The 19432-nt window shown below is 66.3% G+C and carries 17 protein-coding genes; 12 read left to right on the forward strand and 5 right to left on the reverse strand.

The annotated features are described in order from the left end of the window. Positions 1-74: 74 nt before the first annotated feature. Entirely contained in the window at positions 75-1247 is a 1173-nt protein-coding gene (locus CLU87_RS02165) for a PilT/PilU family type 4a pilus ATPase (RefSeq protein WP_099729339.1), read from the forward strand. A gap of 39 nt (positions 1248-1286) precedes the next feature. Here CLU87_RS02165 and CLU87_RS02170 read toward each other — a convergent pair whose 3' ends face one another. Further along, on the reverse strand, positions 1287-2771 hold the full coding sequence (locus CLU87_RS02170) for a deoxyribodipyrimidine photo-lyase (protein ID WP_199170869.1): 1485 nt from the start codon (positions 2769-2771) through the stop codon (positions 1287-1289). Positions 2772-2792: 21 nt separating this feature from the next. On the opposite strand from CLU87_RS02170, the gene CLU87_RS02175 reads away from it, so the two are divergent. The 7 genes from CLU87_RS02175 (at position 2793) to CLU87_RS02205 (ending at position 8881) form a co-directional block, all read left to right on the forward strand. After that, a complete protein-coding gene (locus CLU87_RS02175; protein WP_015015583.1) occupies positions 2793-3392 on the forward strand; it encodes a YqgE/AlgH family protein in 600 nt (199 codons plus the stop codon). After that, positions 3389-3820 (forward strand): Holliday junction resolvase RuvX, encoded by a 432-nt coding sequence (gene ruvX / locus CLU87_RS02180; RefSeq protein ID WP_099729341.1) that lies wholly within the window; start codon positions 3389-3391, stop codon positions 3818-3820. The genes CLU87_RS02175 and ruvX overlap by 4 nt, the downstream gene beginning before the upstream one ends. Further along, complete coding sequence (pyrR, locus tag CLU87_RS02185; RefSeq protein WP_060987636.1) at positions 3817-4341, forward strand: bifunctional pyr operon transcriptional regulator/uracil phosphoribosyltransferase PyrR; 525 nt, start codon at positions 3817-3819, stop codon at positions 4339-4341. The genes ruvX and pyrR overlap by 4 nt, the downstream gene beginning before the upstream one ends. 12 nt (positions 4342-4353) lie before the next feature. Next, on the forward strand, positions 4354-5316 hold the full coding sequence (locus tag CLU87_RS02190) for an aspartate carbamoyltransferase catalytic subunit (protein WP_056066217.1): 963 nt from the start codon (positions 4354-4356) through the stop codon (positions 5314-5316). Between the two features lie 79 nt (positions 5317-5395). Beyond that, a complete protein-coding gene (locus CLU87_RS02195; RefSeq protein WP_099729342.1) occupies positions 5396-6691 on the forward strand; it encodes a dihydroorotase in 1296 nt (431 codons plus the stop codon). A gap of 33 nt (positions 6692-6724) precedes the next feature. Then, on the forward strand, positions 6725-7462 hold the full coding sequence (locus tag CLU87_RS02200; RefSeq protein ID WP_099729343.1) for a 1-acyl-sn-glycerol-3-phosphate acyltransferase: 738 nt from the start codon (positions 6725-6727) through the stop codon (positions 7460-7462). A 186-nt stretch (positions 7463-7648) separates the two neighbouring features. Beyond that, positions 7649-8881: a Yip1 family protein gene (locus CLU87_RS02205; RefSeq protein WP_099729344.1), complete on the forward strand. Its 1233-nt coding sequence runs from the start codon at positions 7649-7651 to the stop codon at positions 8879-8881. Between the two features lie 84 nt (positions 8882-8965). Here CLU87_RS02205 and CLU87_RS02210 read toward each other — a convergent pair whose 3' ends face one another. Further along, positions 8966-10030, reverse strand: coding sequence for an ABC transporter ATP-binding protein (locus tag CLU87_RS02210; RefSeq protein WP_056066206.1), 1065 nt, complete (start codon positions 10028-10030; stop codon positions 8966-8968). Positions 10031-10151: 121 nt separating this feature from the next. Here CLU87_RS02210 and CLU87_RS02215 point away from each other — a divergent pair, with 121 nt between their 5' ends. Then, the gene (locus CLU87_RS02215; RefSeq protein WP_099732000.1) at positions 10152-11789 is read left to right on the forward strand and encodes an iron ABC transporter permease; all 1638 of its coding nucleotides are present in this window, start codon (positions 10152-10154) and stop codon (positions 11787-11789) included. Between the two features lie 37 nt (positions 11790-11826). Here CLU87_RS02215 and CLU87_RS02220 read toward each other — a convergent pair whose 3' ends face one another. From CLU87_RS02220 to CLU87_RS02230, 3 genes are all read right to left on the reverse strand, one after another. Next, a complete protein-coding gene (locus CLU87_RS02220) occupies positions 11827-13617 on the reverse strand; it encodes an ATP-binding protein (protein ID WP_233193685.1) in 1791 nt (596 codons plus the stop codon). Between the two features lie 444 nt (positions 13618-14061). Then, positions 14062-15501, reverse strand: coding sequence for an aldehyde dehydrogenase family protein (locus CLU87_RS02225; RefSeq protein WP_099729346.1), 1440 nt, complete (start codon positions 15499-15501; stop codon positions 14062-14064). A 303-nt stretch (positions 15502-15804) separates the two neighbouring features. After that, a complete protein-coding gene (locus CLU87_RS02230; RefSeq protein ID WP_056746871.1) occupies positions 15805-16533 on the reverse strand; it encodes a FadR/GntR family transcriptional regulator in 729 nt (242 codons plus the stop codon). A 122-nt stretch (positions 16534-16655) separates the two neighbouring features. Here CLU87_RS02230 and CLU87_RS02235 point away from each other — a divergent pair, with 122 nt between their 5' ends. The 3 genes from CLU87_RS02235 to CLU87_RS02245 are packed head-to-tail and all read left to right on the forward strand — an operon-like array spanning position 16656 to position 19383. Beyond that, positions 16656-17474, forward strand: a complete 819-nt coding sequence (locus CLU87_RS02235; RefSeq protein ID WP_099729347.1) for an NAD(P)-dependent oxidoreductase — start codon at positions 16656-16658, stop codon at positions 17472-17474. Between the two features lie 8 nt (positions 17475-17482). Next, positions 17483-18364 carry an SMP-30/gluconolactonase/LRE family protein gene (locus CLU87_RS02240; RefSeq protein WP_099729348.1) on the forward strand — a complete coding sequence of 294 codons (882 nt, stop codon included), beginning with the start codon at positions 17483-17485 and terminating at the stop codon, positions 18362-18364. Positions 18365-18405: 41 nt separating this feature from the next. Further along, a complete protein-coding gene (locus CLU87_RS02245) occupies positions 18406-19383 on the forward strand; it encodes a TRAP transporter substrate-binding protein (protein WP_056066174.1) in 978 nt (325 codons plus the stop codon). The last annotated feature ends 49 nt before the right edge of the window (positions 19384-19432 follow it).

Genomic DNA, 19432 nt, shown 5'->3' on the forward strand with positions numbered 1-19432 from the left:
TGGGTCGGGAGTGCTCTCTTGTTGCCTTGCCTTGTGGTGTCCTGTGCATCGATAGGGCGGACCGAGTCACCGTGATGGACCCGCTGGCACCATCCCCTTCCCCTGACCCCCGGCTGCTGGCTTGCCTGGCCCTGGTGGCGCGCGAGCGCGCTTCGGACCTGTTTCTGATGGCAGGTGCTGCGCCCACCATCAAGCGGCAGGGCGCCTTCATCCCCATTGCGCAGCAAGTCCTGTCAGCCGACGACGTGCGGCAAATGGCCTATTCCATCCTGCGGGAGGCCCAGCGCAAGGAGTTCGAGACCACGATGGAGTGCGATCTCTCGCTGCAGACCGCTGACGGGGAGCGCTTTCGCGTGAACGTGCACATGCAGCGGGGGCAGGTCGGCATGGTGATCCGCCATGTGATAGCGCGGATCCCGACGCTGGAAGAGCTGGGGTTGCCGCCCGTCCTCCAGCGGCTGGCGTTTCTCAAAGGGGGGCTGGTCTTGACGGTGGGCTCCGCAGGTTCGGGCAAGACCACCACGCTGGCCGCATTGCTGGACCATCGCAACACGCACACTGGCGGGCACATCCTCACGGTAGAAGACCCCATCGAATACCTGCACAGCCACAAAAAATCCCTGGTAACGCAGCGCGAGGTGGGTCTCGACACCCTGTCGTATGACGAAGCGCTGCGCCGTGCCATGCGCGAGGCGCCCAACGTGATCATGATCGGCGAGATCCGCGACCGGGCCACCATGCAGCACGCACTGCACTACGCTGAGTCCGGCCATCTGTGTGTGTCCACCCTGCACGCCAACAATGCCAACCAGGCGGTGCAGCGCATCGTGAATTTTTTCCCCGAGGACGCGCACCGCCAGCTGCTCATGGACCTGTCCCTCAACCTGCGGGCGGTGGTGGCGCAACGCCTGGTGCCGGGCCTTTCGGGCCACTTGGTGCCTGCCACCGAGATCATGCTGCTCACGCCCTATGTGGCCGAGCTGATCCAGAAGGGGCAGATCGACGAACTCAAGACCGCCATCACCCGCAGCGGCGAGCAGGGCATGTGGAGCTTTGACCAGTCGCTGCTGGGCATGGTGGAGGCCGGTGCGATATCGCCCGAAGAAGCCATTGCTAACGCCGACAACCGCACCGATGTGCGTTTGCGACTGCGGCTGGCCGCCGGTGCCTCGCTGGGCGGTGAGAGCATGCAGATGGCGCCGGAGGAACCCCCGCCGGACGACCCGCCGCCCACCGCGCATCGCTAGCCCTTGGCGACCTGCTTGAGTCTGTGGGTCCGTGTGTTGTCACCCTGCAGCCGTCTTCACCACGGCATACCGCTCCAACGTGCGTTGCCGTGCGGCATCGTGCTCCACCACGGGTAAGGGATAGGTGTCTCCCAGGCGCACGCCCGCTTCCTGCAACTCCAGCGGGCGCGCCAGCCAGGGGGCGTGGAGTGCCTTGGTGGGGAGCGCTGCGAGCTGGGGTAGGTAACGGCGGATGAACTTGCCCTCCGGGTCGAACTTCTCGCTCTGGCTGACCGGGTTGAAGATGCGGAAATAGGGCTGGGCATCACACCCGCTGGAGCTGGCCCACTGCCAGCCACCGTTGTTGGCGGCCAGGTCGAAGTCATTGAGGTGCGTGGCAAAGTAGGCCTCGCCGCGGCGCCAGTCGATGCCCAGGTCTTTCACCAGAAAGCTTGCCACCACCATGCGCAGGCGGTTGTGCATGTAGCCCGTCTGGTTGATCTGCGCCATGGCGGCATCCACCAGCGGGTAGCCGGTGCGGCCCTCGCACCAGGCGGCAAACAGGGCGTCGGCCCCGGGGCCAGTCTCCCAGGCGATGGCATCGTAGGCCGGTTTGAAGCTCTGGCCCACCACATGCGGGTGGTGGTGCAGGATCTGGAAGTAGAAGTCCCGCCAGATCAGTTCGCTGAGCCAGGTCGTGGCGCCCGGGTTGCCCTCCAGCATCAGGCGGTGCGCCGTGCGTGCCAGCAAGCGCGGCGAGATGGTGCCAAAACGCAGGTGCACGCTCAGGTAGCTGGGCCCTTTCACCGCCGGAAAGTTGCGCGTGTCCTCATACCGCTCGATGCGGCCGAGAAAATCGTCGAATAACTGCTGTGCGCCCTGGGCGCCGGTGGGCAGGCGCAGCTGGGACAGCGCTGTGGGCTCAAACCCGAGGTCCTGCAAAGTGGGCACCGGCTGGCAATAGGCTTCCGGTCGTGCGGCCAGATGGTGGGCGTGGCGCTCCACCGGATAGCTCTTGAGCTGGAACACATCGATCTTCTTGAGCCATGCATTCTTGTACGGTGTGAACACGCTGTACGGGTTGCCGGTCTGCGTTAGCACCTCGCTGCGCTCGAGCAGGGTATGGTCCTTGAACGTATGGAAGGCCTTGCCTGCAGCCGCCACGCGCGTGCGCACCAGGCGGTCGCGGTCCAGCGCCTGGGGTTCGTCATCGTGGTTGGCAAAGACCGCCTGCACGTCCAGGGCGTTGGCCAGTGCCGGAATGGCATCGCTGGCCACCGCGTGCCACACGATGAGGCCTCCCCTTTCATGCCCCGAAAGTGCGCGCAGGGTTTCATCTAGCTCCACCAGCGACTCCCGGATGAACTCCACCCGCCGGTCGGCGCGGGGCAGGGCATCGAGGATGTCCTCATCAAAAACAAAAGTGCAGAACACCTGCTCGCAGCGCGTCAGCGCGTGGTACAGGGCCGCCTGGTCGTGGGCACGCAGATCGCGGCGGAACCAGACCAGGCCACGGGAGTAAGTGGGCTCGGGGGAGGGGGGCATGTTCACCGTTAAAATTGCGGGATGTCTTTCGATTCTGCGCCCATCAACCTGACGCATCACTTCCTGATCGCGATGCCCGGCCTGGAAGATGAGTCTTTTGCGCGCAGCGTCGTCTATCTGTGTGAGCACAGCGAACGCGGTGCGCTTGGCCTCATCATCAACAAGCCCACCGATATCACCCTCAAGGGCCTGTTTGACAAGGTGGACCTGTCGCTGCGCCGCGAGGACCTCACCAAAGAGCCCGTTTTTCAGGGCGGCCCGGTGCAGACCGAGCGCGGATTTGTGCTGCACGAACCCATGCTCATGGACAAGGGGGAAACCGACGAGTCGGCCTACGCCTCCACCATGACCATCCCCGGTGGCCTGGAGATGACCACCTCCAAGGACGTGCTCGAAGCCCTTTCCACGGGCGCAGGTCCCCGCCGCGTGCTCATCACGCTGGGGTATTCGTCCTGGGGCGAGGGTCAGTTGGAGTCTGAGCTTGCCGAGAACGCCTGGCTCACGGTGGCCGCCGATCTGTCGGTGATCTTCGACACGCCCGTGCCCGAGCGGTACGACCGGGCCCTGTCGCTTCTGGGCTTGCAGGCCTGGATGCTGTCGCCCGAGGCGGGGCACGCATGACTGGCGCGCCCGCTCAGTCCATCCAGCCGCCAGCCGTTCCTGCGCATTTCCAGACCTTTCTTGCTTTTGACTTTGGGCTCAAGCGCACGGGCGTGGCCTCGGGCAACCGCATGCTCAAGAGCGCCACACCCCAGCGCACCATCCAGGCCGAGGGCGACGCCCGTTTTGCCCATGTGGCCGAGCGCATCAAGGAATGGCAGCCCGATGCGCTGGTGATCGGTGTGCCCTACCACCCCGACGGCGCGGCCCACGAAAACACCGCGCGTGCTCTCAAGTTCGGACGCCAGTTGCGCGGGCGCTTTGGCTTGCAGGTGTTCGAGGTGGACGAGCGCTACAGCACCACCGAAGCCATTGCAGGTGGTGCCAAGGATGCCGACGCGGCCTCGGCCTGCATCATCCTGGAACAGTTTTTGAGGAATCTCCCATGACCACCCCATCCCCCGGAATGTCCGGCAGCCTGGTGCTTGATGCCGAGGCGCTGTACCGCGAACTGCTGCGCGGCGTGCGCAGCATGTTGACTCCCACCACGCGCCTGGCGGGCATCGCCTCCGGCGGCGCCTGGCTGGCCGAGCGCCTGCAAAAAGACCTGGGCCTGGAAGGCCCGGCCGGTGTGTTGTCATCGGTGATGCACCGCGACGACTTCGCCCAGCGTGGCCTGTCGGCCAGTGCGCAGACCGCGCTGCCGTTTGACGTGAACGGTGCCGACGTGCTGGTGCTCGACGACGTGCTCTACACCGGCCGCACCATCCGCGCCGTGCTCAACGAGCTGTTCGACTATGGCCGCCCCGCCAGCGTGCGCCTGGCGGTGCTGGTGGACCGTGGCGGACGCGAGCTGCCCGTGCAGGCCGACTTTGCTGCTGCCCGCGTGGCCCTGCCGGTCGCCCATTCGCTGGCCCTGGCGCGTGGCGACAGCGGCACCTTCCAATTCCAAGTCCAAGACAAAGACTAAAGAGGCCTGACCGTGCTGCACAAGCGCAATCCCCAACTCAACGGCAACGGCGAACTCATCCACCTGCTGTCCATCGAGGGCCTGCCGCGCGACATCGTCACGCACATCCTCGACACGGCCGCCAACTTCGTCAGCGTCAACGACCGCGAAGTCAAGAAGGTGCCCCTCTTGCGCGGCAAGAGCGTGTTCAACCTGTTCTTCGAGAACAGCACGCGTACGCGCACCACGTTCGAGATCGCGGCCAAGCGCCTGTCGGCCGACGTGATCAACCTGGACATCGCGCGCAGCTCGGCCAGCAAGGGCGAGTCGCTGCTCGACACCATCGCCAACCTGAGCGCGATGGCCGCCGACCTGTTCGTGGTGCGGCACAGCGAATCCGGCGCGCCTTACCTGATCGCGCAGCACGTGGCGCCGCATGTGCACGTGATCAACGCCGGCGACGGACGCCATGCCCACCCCACGCAGGGGCTGCTGGACATGTACACCATCCGCCACTACAAGAAGGACTTCAGCAACCTCACCGTGGCCATCGTGGGCGATGTGCTGCACTCGCGCGTGGCGCGCTCCGACATCCACGGCCTGACCACCTTGGGCTGCGCCGAAGTGCGTGTGGTGGGTCCGCGCACCCTGGTGCCGTCGGACATGGCGCAGATGGGCGTGCGGGTGTGCCACACGCTTGAAGAAGGCATCAAGGATGCCGACGTGGTCATCATGCTGCGCCTGCAGAACGAGCGCATGAGCGGTGCGCTGCTGCCTTCCAGCCAGGAGTATTTCAAGAGCTTCGGCCTCACGCAGGAAAAGCTGCAACTGGCCAAGCCCGACGCCATCGTCATGCACCCCGGCCCCATCAACCGTGGCGTGGAGATCGACTCCGCCGTGGTGGATGGCAAGCAGAGCGTGATCCTGCCGCAGGTGACCTTCGGCATCGCGGTGCGCATGGCGGTCATGTCCATCGTCGCGGGGAACGAGGCGTGACCTTGAGGATGAATACTCCTGTTTTCATAGCTGCTCGTGCTTATCAATCAAGCGCTAGCAGCCAATTTGGCTTGAAATCATGAAGATACTGATCCAGAACGGCCGTGTGATCGACCCCGCCTCGGGCCTTGACCAGACCTGCGACATCGCGCTGGCGGCGGGCCGCATCGTGGGGGTCAACCGCGTGCCGCCCGACTTTGCGCCCAACCGCACCATCAACGCTGCCGGCTGCATCGTGTTGCCCGGTCTGGTGGACCTGGCCGCGCGCCTGCGCGAGCCCGGCCACGAGCACGAGGGCATGCTCGAATCCGAAATGGCTGCGGCCGTGGCCGGTGGCGTGACCAGCCTGGTCTGCCCACCCGATACCGACCCCGTGCTCGACGAGCCCGGCCTGGTGGAGATGCTCAAGTTCCGCGCCGAGAAGCTGCACCAGTCGCGCCTGTTCCCGCTGGGCGCGCTCACGCGCAACCTCGCTGGCGAGGTGCTGACCGAGATGGCCGAGCTGACCGAGTCCGGCTGCGTGGGCTTTGGCCAGGCCGAGGTGCCACTGGCCAGCACCCAGGTGCTGCAGCGCGCGCTGCAGTACGCAGCCACCTTTGGCTACACCGTGTGGTTGCGTCCGCAAGAGATGCACCTGGGCAAGGGCGTGGCCGCCAGCGGTGCGCTGGCCACGCGACTGGGCCTGTCGGGCGTGCCCGTGGCGGCCGAGACCATTGCGCTGCACACCATTTTTGAACTGCTCAAGACCACCGGCGCGCGCGTGCACCTGTGCCGCCTGAGCAGCGCTGCGGGCGTGGAGCTGGTACGCCGCGCCAAGGCCGATGGCCTGAAGGTCACGGCCGATGTCAGTATCAACTCGCTGCACCTCACCGAAAACGACATCGGCTTCTTCGACAGCCGCGCGCGCCTGACGCCGCCGCTGCGCCAGCAGCGCGACCGCGACGCCCTGAGCGCGGCGCTGCTCGACGGCACCATCGATGCGCTGGTGTCCGACCACACCCCGGTGGATGAAGACGCCAAGACCCTGCCGTTTGCCGAAGCCGAGCCCGGCGCCACGGGGCTGGAGCTGCTGCTGTCGCTGGCGCTCAAGTGGTCGCAAGACAGTGGTGTGCCTTTGCAGCGCGCGCTGGCAGTGGTCACGGCAGAGCCCGCACGCGTGCTGGGCAATGCGCTGGGCACCTTGCAGGCCAGCGTCGGCCAGATCGTGGAAGGCGGCGTGGGCGACCTCTGCATCTTCGACCCGCAGGCAGCGTGGACGGTGCAGGACGATGCGCTCGCCAGCCAGGGCAAACACACGCCGTTCTCGGGCTACGAACTGCCCGGCCGCGTGCGCATGACCCTGGTCGGCGGACAGGTCGCTTTTGACCGCAGCTGAGACGGCGCGACGCTGCGATAGCAAGGCCCGGCCGTGAAGTTCCTGCGCGCCAGCTGGCGCCTCTTGCGGCTGCTGGGCCACATTGCCAAGGGCCTGTGGATTGTGGCGCTGCGGTTTCCGTCGCTGTCGCCGGACCAGCAACACGCCCGCGTGCAGGTGTGGTCGCTGGAGCTGCTGGCCCATGCGGGCATCAGCCTGCGCATCCTGGGGCAGCCCCCGGTGACTGGCCCGGTGATGCTGGTGGCCAACCACATCTCGTGGCTCGATATTCCGGTGATGCACGCGGCGCGGCACTGCCGCTTTGTCTCCAAGTCCGACGTGCAGGCCTGGCCGCTGATCGGCACCCTGGCCACGGCGGCGGGCACGCTCTACATCGAACGCAGCTCGCGCCGCGATGCGCTGCGCATGGTGCGCTTGATGCAGGAAGCGCTGGAGCGCGGCGAGGTGCTGGCCGTGTTCCCCGAAGGCACCACGGGCGACGGGCGCGAGATGCTGCCCTTCCACGCCAACCTGCTGCAGGCCGCCGTGGCTGCAAAGGCGCCCGTGCAGCCCGTAGGCCTGCGCTTTGCCGACAAGGCCACGGGCGCCACCAGTTTTGCGCCCAGCTACATCGGCGACGAAACCCTGGTGGGCTCGATCTGGCGCACGCTCAGCGCCCCGCCGATCGAGGCCGTCGTGCACTACGGCCTGCCCGAGCTGGCGGGTGATCGCGACCGCCGCACCTGGACGCAGCACCTGCACGACACGGTCGATCAACTGCGCAAGGCCTGAGAACGCACACAGGTTCCCTGGGTTCCCGACGAGCTGTCTTTGTGCGGCAAAAGCGTGCATATTCCACGCTTTGGGCCCTGCAGGTGGCCGTCCAGGTGGTCTGCCCGGTGCAATGTCCCGTATTGTCCGCGCTTTCCATTTGCCTGCGGGTCATCGCAGGCCTTTGCACACTGCCGGGAGGGCACCATGAACCTGATTGAACGCGCCAAAAGCATTCTTCTGCAACCCAAAGAGGCCTGGGCCACCATCGATGCGGAGGCCACCCACACCGCCACCCTGTTCACCCGCTACGCCATGATCCTGGCCGCCATTCCGGCGGTCTGCGGTTTCATCGGCATGTCGCTGATCGGCTTTGGCGGTTTTGGGGTCACCATCCGCGTGCCTTTTGTCTCCGGGCTGGTGAACATGGTCGTGTCATACGGGTTGAGCCTGGTGGGCTTGCTGGTGCTCGGTTTCATCATCGATGCGCTGGCGCCCACCTTCGGCGGGCAAAAGAACGCCATCCAGGCACAGAAGGTGGCGGTGTACGCCAGCACGGCCGCCCTGCTGGGCGGAGTATTCAGCCTGCTGCCATCGCTGGCCATGCTGGGCCTGCTGGCGGCGGTGTACTCCATCTACCTGCTCTACACAGGCCTGCCTGTGCTCATGCGCAGTGCGCCCGAAAAGTCGGTGGGCTACACGGTGGTGGTCATCATTGCTGCCATCGTGATGGGGGTGGTCATCGGTGCTGTCAGTGCGCTGTTCATGCCGCGCAGCGGTGCGCTGTTTGGCGGTGCCGATGCCCCTGCCATCACCATGAACACGCCCGGTGGCAAGGTGTCCATCGACACCGCCGGCCTGGAAGCTGCCGGCAAGAAGATGGAAGAAGCCGCCCGCAAGATGGAAGAGGCCCAGAAGAGCCAGGATCCGGCCGCCATCGCCGCCGCCACGGGCGATGCCGCCAAGGCCGCTGCGGGTGTGCTGGGTGGGGGTCAGGCCATTGCGGCCCAGTCGCTCAAGGCGGCCCTGCCCGAGAAGCTGGCGGGCCTGCCCCGCACGGGTTTTGATGTGCAGGACGGTGCCGCCCTGGGCTTGCCCACCAGCCAGGCCAGCGCGCAATACGGCAACGACGACAAGCAGCTGCGCCTGGAGATCGTGGACGTGGGCGGCCTGGGGCAGATGGCGGTGATGGCCATGGGCATGGCGCAGGGCGAGAAAGAAGACCAGACCAGCGCCGAAAAGACCTGGCAAGAGGGTGGCCGCACCCTGCACCAGCGCTACGACAAGGATGACAGCCACGCAGAGTTCAAGACCATCCTGAAGAACGGCCTTGTGGTCAGCATCGAGGGCGACAAGATCGGCGTGAAAGAGCTGCGGGGCCTGATGTCACAAGTGGACCTGAACGGCCTGGAGGGCCTGCAGCGCAAGGGCAAGTCCTGAGCGGAAGGGTGGTTGCTATTGATTCAATAGCTATTCAGGCATGCTCGACTTGCGCATCCAGCCGATTTTGATTCCATCACCGCCTCAGCCACGCGGAAACGTCACCACATGGTCGACCTGGGCGCGGATGCCGATCCACTCGCCCAGCGCGTGGTCGTGGTGGCTGGGCACATGGGCCAGCACCGTGTGGCCACTGGCCAGGCGCAGGGTGTACAGAAACTCCGACCCCCGGAACGACTTGCGCACGATTTGCGCCTGCACGGGCGCGTGGTCGTCGTGCACGATGTCGTCGGCGCGCAGCAGCACATCACATTCACCCGCAGGGTAGCTGCTGGGCAGGGGGCACTCATCCAGGTCGGTCAGGTCGCCCAAGGGTGTTTGGGCCACCACGTTGTTGCCGCGCTGCACCAGCGTGGCGGGGGCAAACACGCCATGGCCGATGAAGTCGGCCACAAACCGCGTGGCGGGGCGGTGGTACAGGGTGTAGGCATCGTCCCACTGGTGCAGGTGGCCTTCGTTCATCACGCCAATCACATCGCCGATGGCAAACGCCTCGAACTGGTCGTGCGTCACAAACAGCGCCGTGGCGCCTGCGGCCTTGAGAATGCCGCGCACCTCGTGCGCCAGGCGCTCGCGCAGGTCCACGTCGAGGTTGGAAAACGGCTCGTCCAGCAGCATGAGCTGTGGGCGCGGCGCCAGCGCACGCGCTAGCGCCACACGCTGCTGCTGGCCGCCAGAGAGTTCGTGCGGGTAGCGGTGCTCGCTGCCCGTCAGGCCCACCAGCTGCAGCACCTCAGCCACCCGCGCGGCCTGCTCGGCCTTGGGCAACTGGTGGATGCCAAACGCCACATTGCGGCCCACCGACAGGTGCGGGAACAGCGCATAGTCCTGGAACACCATGCCGATACGGCGCAGCTCGGGTGGCACGCTCAGGCGGGCGCTGCTGACCACGCTTTTGGTGAGGCGGATTTCGCCCCCCGTCACGGGCTCCAGCCCGGCCACGGCGCGCAGCAGGGTGGTCTTGCCGCAGCCGGAGGGGCCGATCAGCACGCCGATGTCACCCGCTTTCAGGCTGAGCGTGACGCCTTGCACTGCGGCCTGTGCGCGGCCTGCGTAGTGCACTTCGAGTTGGGAGACCTCAAGAAACATATCTGTGCATTTTAGGCGGGGTGGAGTGAATGCTTAAAATTCGCATTTGCATTCCTGGGTGCTGCGGTGCCCATGCCTTTCGGCAGGTGTGCGCTTTCTTTCCTCTGCCGAGCCCATCGCCTTGCGCCGCACGCCGTCCTCTGTCTTTCGCAGCATCCCGCTGATCCTGTTTGCAGGCTTTCTGGCCTTGCCGGTGCTGGCAGTGCTGGCGTCGTGGCTGCCGTTCTCGCCCACCGGGCAGGGCGATGCGCAGACGGGCGCCATCCTGCGCGAAATGGCAGCCACGGTGCTGCCCGGCTATGTGTGGACCACGCTGTGGCTCAGCGTGCTGGTAGCGCTGGGCGCGGCCGTGGTGGGCACGCTGGCGGCTGCGGCCGTGACGCTGTTCGACTTTCCGGGCCGCCGCACCTTTGAATGGCTGCTGCTGTTGCCGCTGGCGATGCCCGCCTACGTGACGGCCTACGCCTACACCGACTTTCTGCAGTTCAGCGGCCCGCTGCAGGTGGGCCTGCGCAATACCTTCGGCCTGGAAGGCCGCCTGCTGCCCGAGGTGCGCAGCCTGGGCGGCGCGGTCTGGGTGTTCATCTTCTCGCTCTACCCCTACGTGTACCTGCTGGCGCGCACGGCGCTGGGTGAGCGTGCTGCTCACCTCATGGAGGCCGCACGCCTGCTGGGCGCGCCGCTGCCCCGCCGCATCCGCGCCGTGGCCCTGCCGCTGGCGCGCCCGGCTGTGGCGGCGGGCGTGGCGCTGGTGCTGATGGAAACCCTGGCCGACTTCGGCGTGGCCAGCTACTTCGGCATCCAGACCTTCACCACCGGCATCTACAAGGCCTGGCTGTCGATGGACAACCGGCTGGCCGCCGCGCAGCTGGCCACCATGCTGCTGGTGGTGGTGATGGCGCTGCTGCACCTGGAGCACCGCGCGCAAAAGCGCATGCGTTTTGCCACCGGCGGCGGGCGCGCAGGCTCGGCCGAGGCGCAGCCGCTGCGGCTGCGGGGCGCGCGCCGCTGGGCGGCCTGGGCCGTCTGTACCGTCCCTGTGCTCATGGGGTTTGTGGCGCCCGTGGCCTTCATGTTGCGGCCACTGGCGGCCGACTGGTCGGTGCTGCCTTGGGAGCGCTTCATGGAATGGGCGTGGCACAGCGTGCGCCTTGGTGGCATCACTGCGGCATTGGCCGTCGCCATCGCGCTCGCCCTGGCTTTTGCGGTTCGCCGCCAGCCGGATGCCATCACGCGCGGCGTAGTGCAACTGGCCAGCGTGGGGTATGCCGTGCCCGGCGCCGTCATCGTCGTCGGGCTGCTGTTGCCCGTGGGCTGGCTGCAGGCGGCCATGCCGCAGTGGGGTGTGGGCGCGCTGGTCACGGCCACGGCCTTTGGCATTGTGTGGGCCTACCTGGTGCGGTTTTGTGCAGTCGCCCTGCAATCCATGCAGAGCGGCTACGCGCGGATTCCGCCCAGCCTGGACGACTCTGCCCGCATGCTGGGCATGGGCAGCGCAGGCCTGCTGGCGCGCGTGCACTGGCCGCTGCTCAAGCGCTCTACCGCCGCCGCAGCGCTGCTGGTGTTTGTGGACGTGATGAAGGAGCTGCCCGCCACCATGGTGCTGCGCCCCTTCAACAGCGACACCCTGGCCGTGGTGGCCTATCAGCTGGCACGCGACGAGCGCCTGGGCGAGGCGGCATTGCCGTCGCTGGCGTTGGTGGCGGTGGGGCTGGTGCCTGTGATTTTGCTCAGCCGTACGTTGCGCAGCCGGCACTGACTCCGCAACGCCGTAGGTCCCAACTGTACGAACCTGTTTACTGAGGCTCAGTGCCCGGGTTGCGCGGCAGGGTCAGCGTAAAGCGCGCGCCTTGGCCTTCTGCGGATGACAGCGTGAGCGTGCCCCCCATCAGCACCGCCAACGCCCGCGACAGCGCCAGGCCCAATCCGGTGCCACCGTGCTGGTAGCTCACCTGGTCGTCGCCCTGGCGGAATTTTTCGAAGATCGTTTCGTGCAGGTGCGCCGGGATGCCCTGGCCGGTGTCCACCACATGAAAGCGGACGGCGTCGTTGCTGGCGTCCACTTCGATGGTGACCGAGCCTGCGGTCGTGAATTTCATGGCGTTGGACAGCAGGTTGTTGAGCACCTGCTTGAGCCGCAGTCCGTCGCACATCAAAGTGTGGGGGGCGTCGGGGGCAATGCGCACATGGAGCGCCAGGTTCTTGTTGGCGGCCGTTACGGCAAAGAAGTCGGCGGTGGACTGAACAATCTCGGTCACGTTCTGTTCGGTGGGCATGTGGGGCATGGCACCTGCTTCCACCTTGGCCAGGTCCAGGATCTCGGTGAGCAGGGCGTTCAAGTGGTCTGCCGCCTTGCGGATCAGGCTGGCCTGTTCCTTGAAGCGGGGCTGCTCCAGCCGTAGCTCCATCAGTTCTGCGAAGCCGCGGATACTGGTGAGGGGCGTGCGCAACTCGTGCGAGACGGCGGCCAGGAACTCGCTTTTGGCCTGGCTGGCCGAGCGGGCCTCGGCCTCGCTGATGCGCAGTGCGGTGTTGGTGGTCTCCAACTGGCGCACGCTGCGCACAAAGATCAGCGCTGCACCCGCCAGTGCAGCGCTGAACAGGGCCATGGTGAACAGTGCGATGTTGCGGCTGGCGCGCCACTCCTGCAAAGCCTCCTCGGTGCTTGTGGCCACCACCACCATCAGAGGGTAGGTGCCTACACGGCTGTAGGCATAGATGCGTTCGATACCGTCGAGGCCGCTGGAGCGCACGTAGTGGCCGCTGGGGCCGCGTTCTTCTGCATTGTTGTCGGGACTGCGCGGCACTACGCTTCCCATTCCGACGCTTTGTCCTCCCATCACTCTTGCTCGAATGGTGCGGTCGTTTCCAATAAGCGTTACTACACCCGTTTGCCCCAGTTGGACTCCCCGGTATACATCCTCGAAGTAACCTGGGGTCACCGAGGCAACGATCACGCCTGCTATGCCGCCGCCAGCGTCTGGAATCTTCCGCGACAACTGGATGGTGGCCTTGCCGGACACCTTTCCAATCACGGGCTTGCCCACAAACAGCCCGCTGGGAGTCTGCTGCAGGCGGGCCGCCTCTGACGCGTTGGGGTGGATGTGCACCTGCACATGCTCGCGATCCGACAGATCGACATGGCCGGTTTTTTCGCCGGAGGGGTCGATGTTGCTGCCGACAAACCGGCCATCCGGCCCCACCAGCGAGAGCTGGGTCAGGATTTTGGGCGCCAGCCCGGTTTCGTTGGCAAACCGCGTGAAATCCGCATTTTCAAAGTCGTTGGCCTGGACCGCGTCCCGCATGCGGATCGTGGCCTGGTCTACTGCAGCCATCACCCGCACGGTCTGTTCGCCCAGACTCAGTGCCAGGTTGCTGTTCTGCCGGACCTGCGCGTTCATCGCGTCACGCCAGGACACATTCATCAGGATGGCCACCGTAGCCCAGGCCATCACCAGGACCAGGGCCGTGCCCCAAGCCACCATGGTGCGCAGGGGCAGGCTGGACGCCCGCCTGTGCGCCGATGACGGGTCGTCGATGAGCGGACGTCCAGTGGGGCTTGCGGAGGGGGATGCAGGAGCCGTCATGGGCGGGTGTTTCAAAACGCAACTGCAGCCATCATAGGCGCGCGGCCCGCCCTGGTCACGGGCGGACGATGGGCGCGGGAGGTTCACGCAACGGTGCGACAGGCCGTGTCATCCCGCCACCGCGCTGGTCAGGCGCACTGGGCACGTATCAGGCAGTGCCCAACCGCCACAACGTCCCACCCCCGGTGACGCCCCCGGCAGAGGCGCCCAGTCTCCGCCACGCAAGGGAGTCCCCAGGTTTCGCAGGGGGCATTGATGAACTACATATGCTATAAATAATGTAGCAATGCATGCATGATTCACCTGCGCTTGCTGCCATTTTGGCTGAAAATCCATGCCAAACGGCATTGCGGGGCGGGCGCAGGGTTGCGCTGGCGCCCTGTCCAGTCGCCTTGGGACGTCGCGGCTGGTGCGGGCCTGTGTCAGGCCTGCATCAGGCCTGGGTCAGGCTTGTGTGTAGGCCGTCTTTACCGTGGTGTAGAACTCTGCCGCGTAGCGCCCCTGCTCGCGCGGGCCGTAGCTGCTGCTCTTGCGGCCGCCGAACGGCACGTGGTAGTCCACGCCCGCTGTGGGCAGGTTCACCATCACCATGCCGGCCTGGGCGTGGCGCTTGAAGTGTGTGGCGTGCTTGAGGCTGGTGGTGGCGATGCCGCTGGCCAGGCCGAAGGGCGTGTCGTTGGCCAGCGCCAGCGCTTCCTCGTAGTTCTTGGCGCGCAGCACGCTCACTACGGGGCCGAAGATCTCTTCGCGGTTGATGCGCATGCCGGGCGTGGTCTCGGTGAACAGAGCGGGGCGCAGGTAGTAGCCGGGCGCGCCGTCGGCGTTCTTCTCCAGGGCTTCGCCGCCGTAGGCGAGCTTGGCGCCTTCCTGCTGGCCGATGCCGATGTATTCCAGGTCTTGTGCGAGTTGGCGGTCGTCCACCACGGGGCCGATGTCGGTGCCGGCCTTGCGCGCGTCATCCACCTTCAGGGTCTTCATTTTCTCGACCATGGCGGCCACGAAGCGGTCGTGGATGCCTTCGGTCACGATCACGCGGCTGCTGGCGGTGCAGCGCTGGCCGGTGGAGAAGAAGCCGCTGTTGATGGCCGCGCCCACGGCCACGTTCAGGTCCGCGTCGTCCAGCACCACAAACGGGTTCTTGCCGCCCATCTCCAGCTGCACCTTGGCGCCACGTGGCACGCAGGCCGCTGCCACGCGCTGACCGGTGCCGACCGAGCCGGTAAAGCTCACGCCAGCAATGCGCTCGTCTTCGAGCAGCACGGCGCCCACGTCCGAACCCCGGCCCATCACCAGGTTGAACACACCAGCGGGCAGGCCCGCACGGTGCAGGATGTCAGCCAGCGCCCAGGCAGAGCCGGGCACCACCTCGGCGGGCTTGAACACCACCGTGTTGCCGTAGGCCAATGCGGGCGCGATCTTCCAGGCCGGGATGGCGATGGGGAAGTTCCACGGCGTGATGATGCCGATGGTGCCCAGCGACTCGCGTGTGATCTCAATGCCCACGCCAGGGCGCACGGACGGGATCATCTCGCCGCCGGGGCGGAGTGCCTCGCCCGCAAAGAACTTGAAGATGGCGGCGGCGCGGCCTACTTCGCCAATCGCTTCGGGCAGGGTCTTGCCTTCTTCGCGGGCCAGCAGGTCGCCCAGCTCGGCCTTGCGGGCGATGATCTCGTTGCCCACCGCGTCCAGGATGTCAAAGCGCTGCTGGGGCGTGGACAGGCTCCATGCCGGAAAGGCCGCGTGCGCTGCGGCGACGGCCTCGAGTGCCTGCTCGCGGCTGGCCACGGCGTAGTCGCCGATCACGTCGCGCGTGTCGGAGGGGTTGGTGTTCTGGTACGTGCGGACGCCTTCGGTCCAGTTGCCGGCGATCAGGTTTGCGTGCATGGCGGTGGTGGTGTGAAAGGGTGGGTGGTTGAAGAAATTCGAATCACAGCCCCGGTGCCGTGATCGCGTGGCCAGGAGCGCTGGCCGCCACAGGGGCTGCCCATTCACGCAAAGCCGTACGCCATGGCATCGCCGCTGCGGATTTATTGTTGTATGTCATCGTACAACATAAGTGCATTTTTGGGCACCCCGGGTAACTACTCATGGGATCACCTCCTGCCGCCTGGGCCCGCCGAGTGTCTCGGACCCGCAGGGCGACAGGTCGGCGCACGGGGTGGGGCGCATCGCCACGACCCCTGGCCTTCAGCCAGCCTCGGCCTGTGCGCGCCGGCGGCGTTCACGGCTGTTGGCCAGGTGGGTGCGCATGGCTGCACGGGCTGCGTCGGGGTCCTGGCCCACGATGGCGTCGTAGATGCTCTCGTGCTCGCCATTGACCCGGCGCAGGTACTGTCTGCGTTCGTCGTTGGGGGCTTCGACCGAATCCAGCCGCGCGCGCGGAATGATCATGCTGCCCAGTGTGCCCATCAGCTCGGCGAAGTGGCTGTTCTGCGTGGCGCGGGCGATCTCCAGATGGAACTGGAAGTCCGCCGCCACCGCGTCGCGCCCGGCGTCCACGGCCGCCGCCACGGTGTCCAGAGCCTCGCGCATGGTCTTGAGGTTGGCGGGCGTGCGGCGCTGCGCGGCCAGCGCGGCGGCCTCGGTTTCTACGCCGATGCGCAGTTCCAGCACCGCAATCACGTCACGCAGGGTGCTGAACTGGTCGGGCGTGATCTTGAAGCCCGGGGCCTGCCCAAGGCCCAGCACAAACGTGCCGATGCCATGCCGTGTCTCCACCAGGCCCGACGCCTGCAGCTTGGAAATGGCCTCGCGCACCACCGTGCGGCTGACGTTGAACTCGGCCATGATCGCGGCCTCTGTGGGCAGCTTGTCGCCCAGTGCCAGGCGCCCGTCGCGGATGCGGTCACCCAGGGAGTCCACCAGCTCCAGGGCCAGGGTGCGGGGCTTGCGGCGTGGGGCGATGTCGGTGCTCATGTCTCGGTGTTATCCCTATGTGTTGGACGGGTTGAAAGGAGTACATTGCCTCCTCGTTGTATGACAACTGATGACGTTCAACCGCTTGTAACGCCACTGTACCAAGAACCTCCGCAAAAGCCATGCCCTGTCACCCGACGCCGATCCGTTTTCAACGCTTGTTATTGACCGGGGCCGCCGGGGGGCTGGGGCGTGAATTGCGCACGCGCCTGAAGGCGTACTGCACCACCTTGCGCCTGTCCGACATCGGCGACCTGGGCAGCGAGGCGCCGGGCGAAGAACTGCGCCCCGCGCGGCTGGAAGACGCCAGTGCCATGTTGCCGCTGCTGGAGGGGGTGGACGCCGTGGTGCACCTGGGCGGCGTGTCCACCGAGCAGCCCTGGGACCCCATCCTGCAGGCCAACATCGTGGGGGCATACAACCTCTATGAGGCCGTTCGCAAGCAAGGCGTCAAGCGCGTGGTGTTTGCCAGTTCCAACCATGTGACCGGCTTTTACCGCCAGGACGAAGTGGTGGGGCTGCGCGACCCGGCGCGGCCCGATGGCCTGTATGGCCTGTCCAAGGCGTTTGGCGAGGACCTTTCGCGCTTCTACTTTGACCGCTACGGCATCGAAACCGTGTGCCTGCGCATCGGCTCCTCCTTCCCCGAGCCGCGCAACCGCCGCATGCTGGCCACCTGGATGAGCTACGACGACCTGGAGCGCCTGGTCATGGCCAGCCTCACCGCGCCGGTGGTGGGCCACAGCATCATCTATGGCATGGGCGACAACACCACCACCTGGTGGGACAACACACTCGCCCGCCACATCGGCTACCGCCCGCAGGACAGCTCCGAGCCCTTCCGCGCCAAGGTGGAGGCAGCTGACCCGCAGCCCGATCTGACGGACCCGGCCGTGATCTACCAGGGCGGGCCGTTTGTGCGCACCGGTCCGTTCGAGTGAGTGGGTCCATGGAACTCCTGTTGCCTCACCACCAGGACCAGGTGGGCGAAAGCCCCCTGTGGAGCACTGCCGAGCAGGCGCTGTACTGGGTGGACATAGAAGGCCACGCGCTGCGCCGCCTGCGCTGGGCCGACCGGCAACTGATGAGCTGGACGACGCCGGAGCGGCTGGCCTGCATTGCGCTGCATGCCAGCGGCGGGCTCATCGCTGGCATGGACACGGGCATCTTTCACCTGCAGCCTGCCGATGACGGCACCCTGGCCTGCACCCTCATCTCTGCCGTGCAGCACCCGCAAGCTGGCATGCGCTTCAACGACGGGCGCTGTGACCGCCAGGGGCGCTTCTGGGCCGGCACCATGGTGCGCGACATGTCTCTGGCGCAACCCGCTGGCGGCCTGTACCGGCAGGACGCGCGCGGCCTCTCGGCGCCGCTGATCGAAGGCCTGGTCACCCAGAACGGCCTGGCGTTCAGCCCCGATGGCGCCACCATGTACCTCAGCGACAGCCACCCCAGCGTGCAAAAGATCTGGTCGCTGGACCTGCACGAAGACGGCAGCCTGGGGCCGCGCCGTCTGTTGGTGGATATGCGCGCGCTGCCCGGCCGGCCGGACGGTGCGGCCATCGACACCGATGGCTGCTACTGGACCTGCGCCAACGACGCTGGCATGGTGCATCGCTTCACCCCATCGGGCGTGCTGGACCGCTCGCTGGCCGTGCCAGTCAGCAAGCCCTCGATGTGCAGTTTTGGCGGGCCCGACATGGACCTGCTTTTCATCACCTCCATCCGCCCCGGCCAGCCGCAGGGCAACGATGTAGCCCATGGCGGCGCGGTCTTCGTGACCCGCCCGGGCACCCGAGGGCTCGCAGAGGCCCCATACCCGCCCGCCTGAGCGCGGCACCCCAACCGATTCAACCCCGGAGACAAAGCACCATGAACGTTCCACACCTCTTTGGCCGCGTGGCCATCGCCGCTGGCATCTTGCTCGGCAGCCTGGCCGCGCAGGCCACCGAGTTCCGCTCGTCGGACATCCACCCCGAGGACTATCCCACCGTGCTGGCCGTGCGCCACATGGGCGAGACGCTGTCCAAGGCCACCGGTGGCAAGCACAGCATCAAGGTCTACGCCAAGGGGTCGCTTGGCATCGAGAAGGACACCATCGAGCAGACCAAGCTGGGGGCGATTGCCATGACGCGCGTGAACGTCGCGCCCATGAACAACATCTGCCCCGCCACCATGGTGCCCACCATGCCCTTCCTGTTCCGCGACAAGGAGCACATGCGCAAGGTGCTGGACGGCGCCATTGGCGACGAGATCCTGAAGGACTGCGAATCCCAGGGCTTCGTGGGGCTGGCGTTCTATGACAGCGGCGCACGCTCGATCTACACCGTCAAGAAGCCCATCAAGACCCTGGCCGACGTCAAGGGCCTGAAGGTGCGCGTGCAGCAGAGCGACCTGTGGGTGTCCCTGCTCGAAGCCATGGGCGCCAACGCCACCCCCATGCCGTTCGGCGAGGTCTACACCGCGCTCAAGACCGGCCTGGTGGACGCCGCAGAAAACAACTACCCCAGCTACGAAAGCTCGCGCCACTTCGAAGTCGCCAAATACTTCAACAAGACCGAGCATTCCATGGCGCCTGAGATCCTCTTGTTCAGCAAGCGGGTTTGGGACACCTTGAGCGCTGACGACCAGAAGGCCATCCGCGCCGCCGCCAAGGAGTCGGTGGGCTACATGCGCAAGATCTGGGACGAGCGCGAAGAGAAATCCCTGGCCACGGTGAAGGCTGGCGGCGCGCAGGTGGTGGATATCGACAAGGTGGCCTTCAAGGCTGCCATGAAGCCGGTGTACGACAAGTTCCTCAAGGACCCCAAGCTGCAGGACATGGTCAAGCGCATCGACGCGGTGCAATAAGCCAGAAGCCAGAGTCTCCAGGGCAGGCGGGACCGGGAACAGCCCGCCG

The organism is Acidovorax sp. 59 (assembly GCF_002754175.1).
In the GTDB taxonomy this organism is placed as follows: domain Bacteria; phylum Pseudomonadota; class Gammaproteobacteria; order Burkholderiales; family Burkholderiaceae_C; genus Acidovorax; species Acidovorax delafieldii.

What these genes read in the sequence shown, in the direction of transcription:
- ruvX (WP_099729341.1), top strand. Translation starts at nt 3,389, where the DNA reads ATGACTGGCGCGCCCGCTCAGTCCATCCAGCCGCCAGCCGTTCCTGCG.
- CLU87_RS02175 (WP_015015583.1), top strand. Translation starts at nt 2,793, where the DNA reads ATGTCTTTCGATTCTGCGCCCATCAACCTGACGCATCACTTCCTGATC.
- CLU87_RS02230 (WP_056746871.1), bottom strand. Translation starts at nt 16,533, where the DNA reads ATGAGCACCGACATCGCCCCACGCCGCAAGCCCCGCACCCTGGCCCTG.
- CLU87_RS02225 (WP_099729346.1), bottom strand. Translation starts at nt 15,501, where the DNA reads ATGCACGCAAACCTGATCGCCGGCAACTGGACCGAAGGCGTCCGCACG.
- CLU87_RS02195 (WP_099729342.1), top strand. Translation starts at nt 5,396, where the DNA reads ATGAAGATACTGATCCAGAACGGCCGTGTGATCGACCCCGCCTCGGGC.
- CLU87_RS02245 (WP_056066174.1), top strand. Translation starts at nt 18,406, where the DNA reads ATGAACGTTCCACACCTCTTTGGCCGCGTGGCCATCGCCGCTGGCATC.
- CLU87_RS02210 (WP_056066206.1), bottom strand. Translation starts at nt 10,030, where the DNA reads ATGTTTCTTGAGGTCTCCCAACTCGAAGTGCACTACGCAGGCCGCGCA.
- CLU87_RS02170 (WP_199170869.1), bottom strand. Translation starts at nt 2,771, where the DNA reads ATGCCCCCCTCCCCCGAGCCCACTTACTCCCGTGGCCTGGTCTGGTTC.
- CLU87_RS02205 (WP_099729344.1), top strand. Translation starts at nt 7,649, where the DNA reads ATGAACCTGATTGAACGCGCCAAAAGCATTCTTCTGCAACCCAAAGAG.
- pyrR (WP_060987636.1), top strand. Translation starts at nt 3,817, where the DNA reads ATGACCACCCCATCCCCCGGAATGTCCGGCAGCCTGGTGCTTGATGCC.
- CLU87_RS02165 (WP_099729339.1), top strand. Translation starts at nt 75, where the DNA reads ATGGACCCGCTGGCACCATCCCCTTCCCCTGACCCCCGGCTGCTGGCT.
- CLU87_RS02240 (WP_099729348.1), top strand. Translation starts at nt 17,483, where the DNA reads ATGGAACTCCTGTTGCCTCACCACCAGGACCAGGTGGGCGAAAGCCCC.
- CLU87_RS02235 (WP_099729347.1), top strand. Translation starts at nt 16,656, where the DNA reads ATGCCCTGTCACCCGACGCCGATCCGTTTTCAACGCTTGTTATTGACC.
- CLU87_RS02220 (WP_233193685.1), bottom strand. Translation starts at nt 13,617, where the DNA reads ATGACGGCTCCTGCATCCCCCTCCGCAAGCCCCACTGGACGTCCGCTC.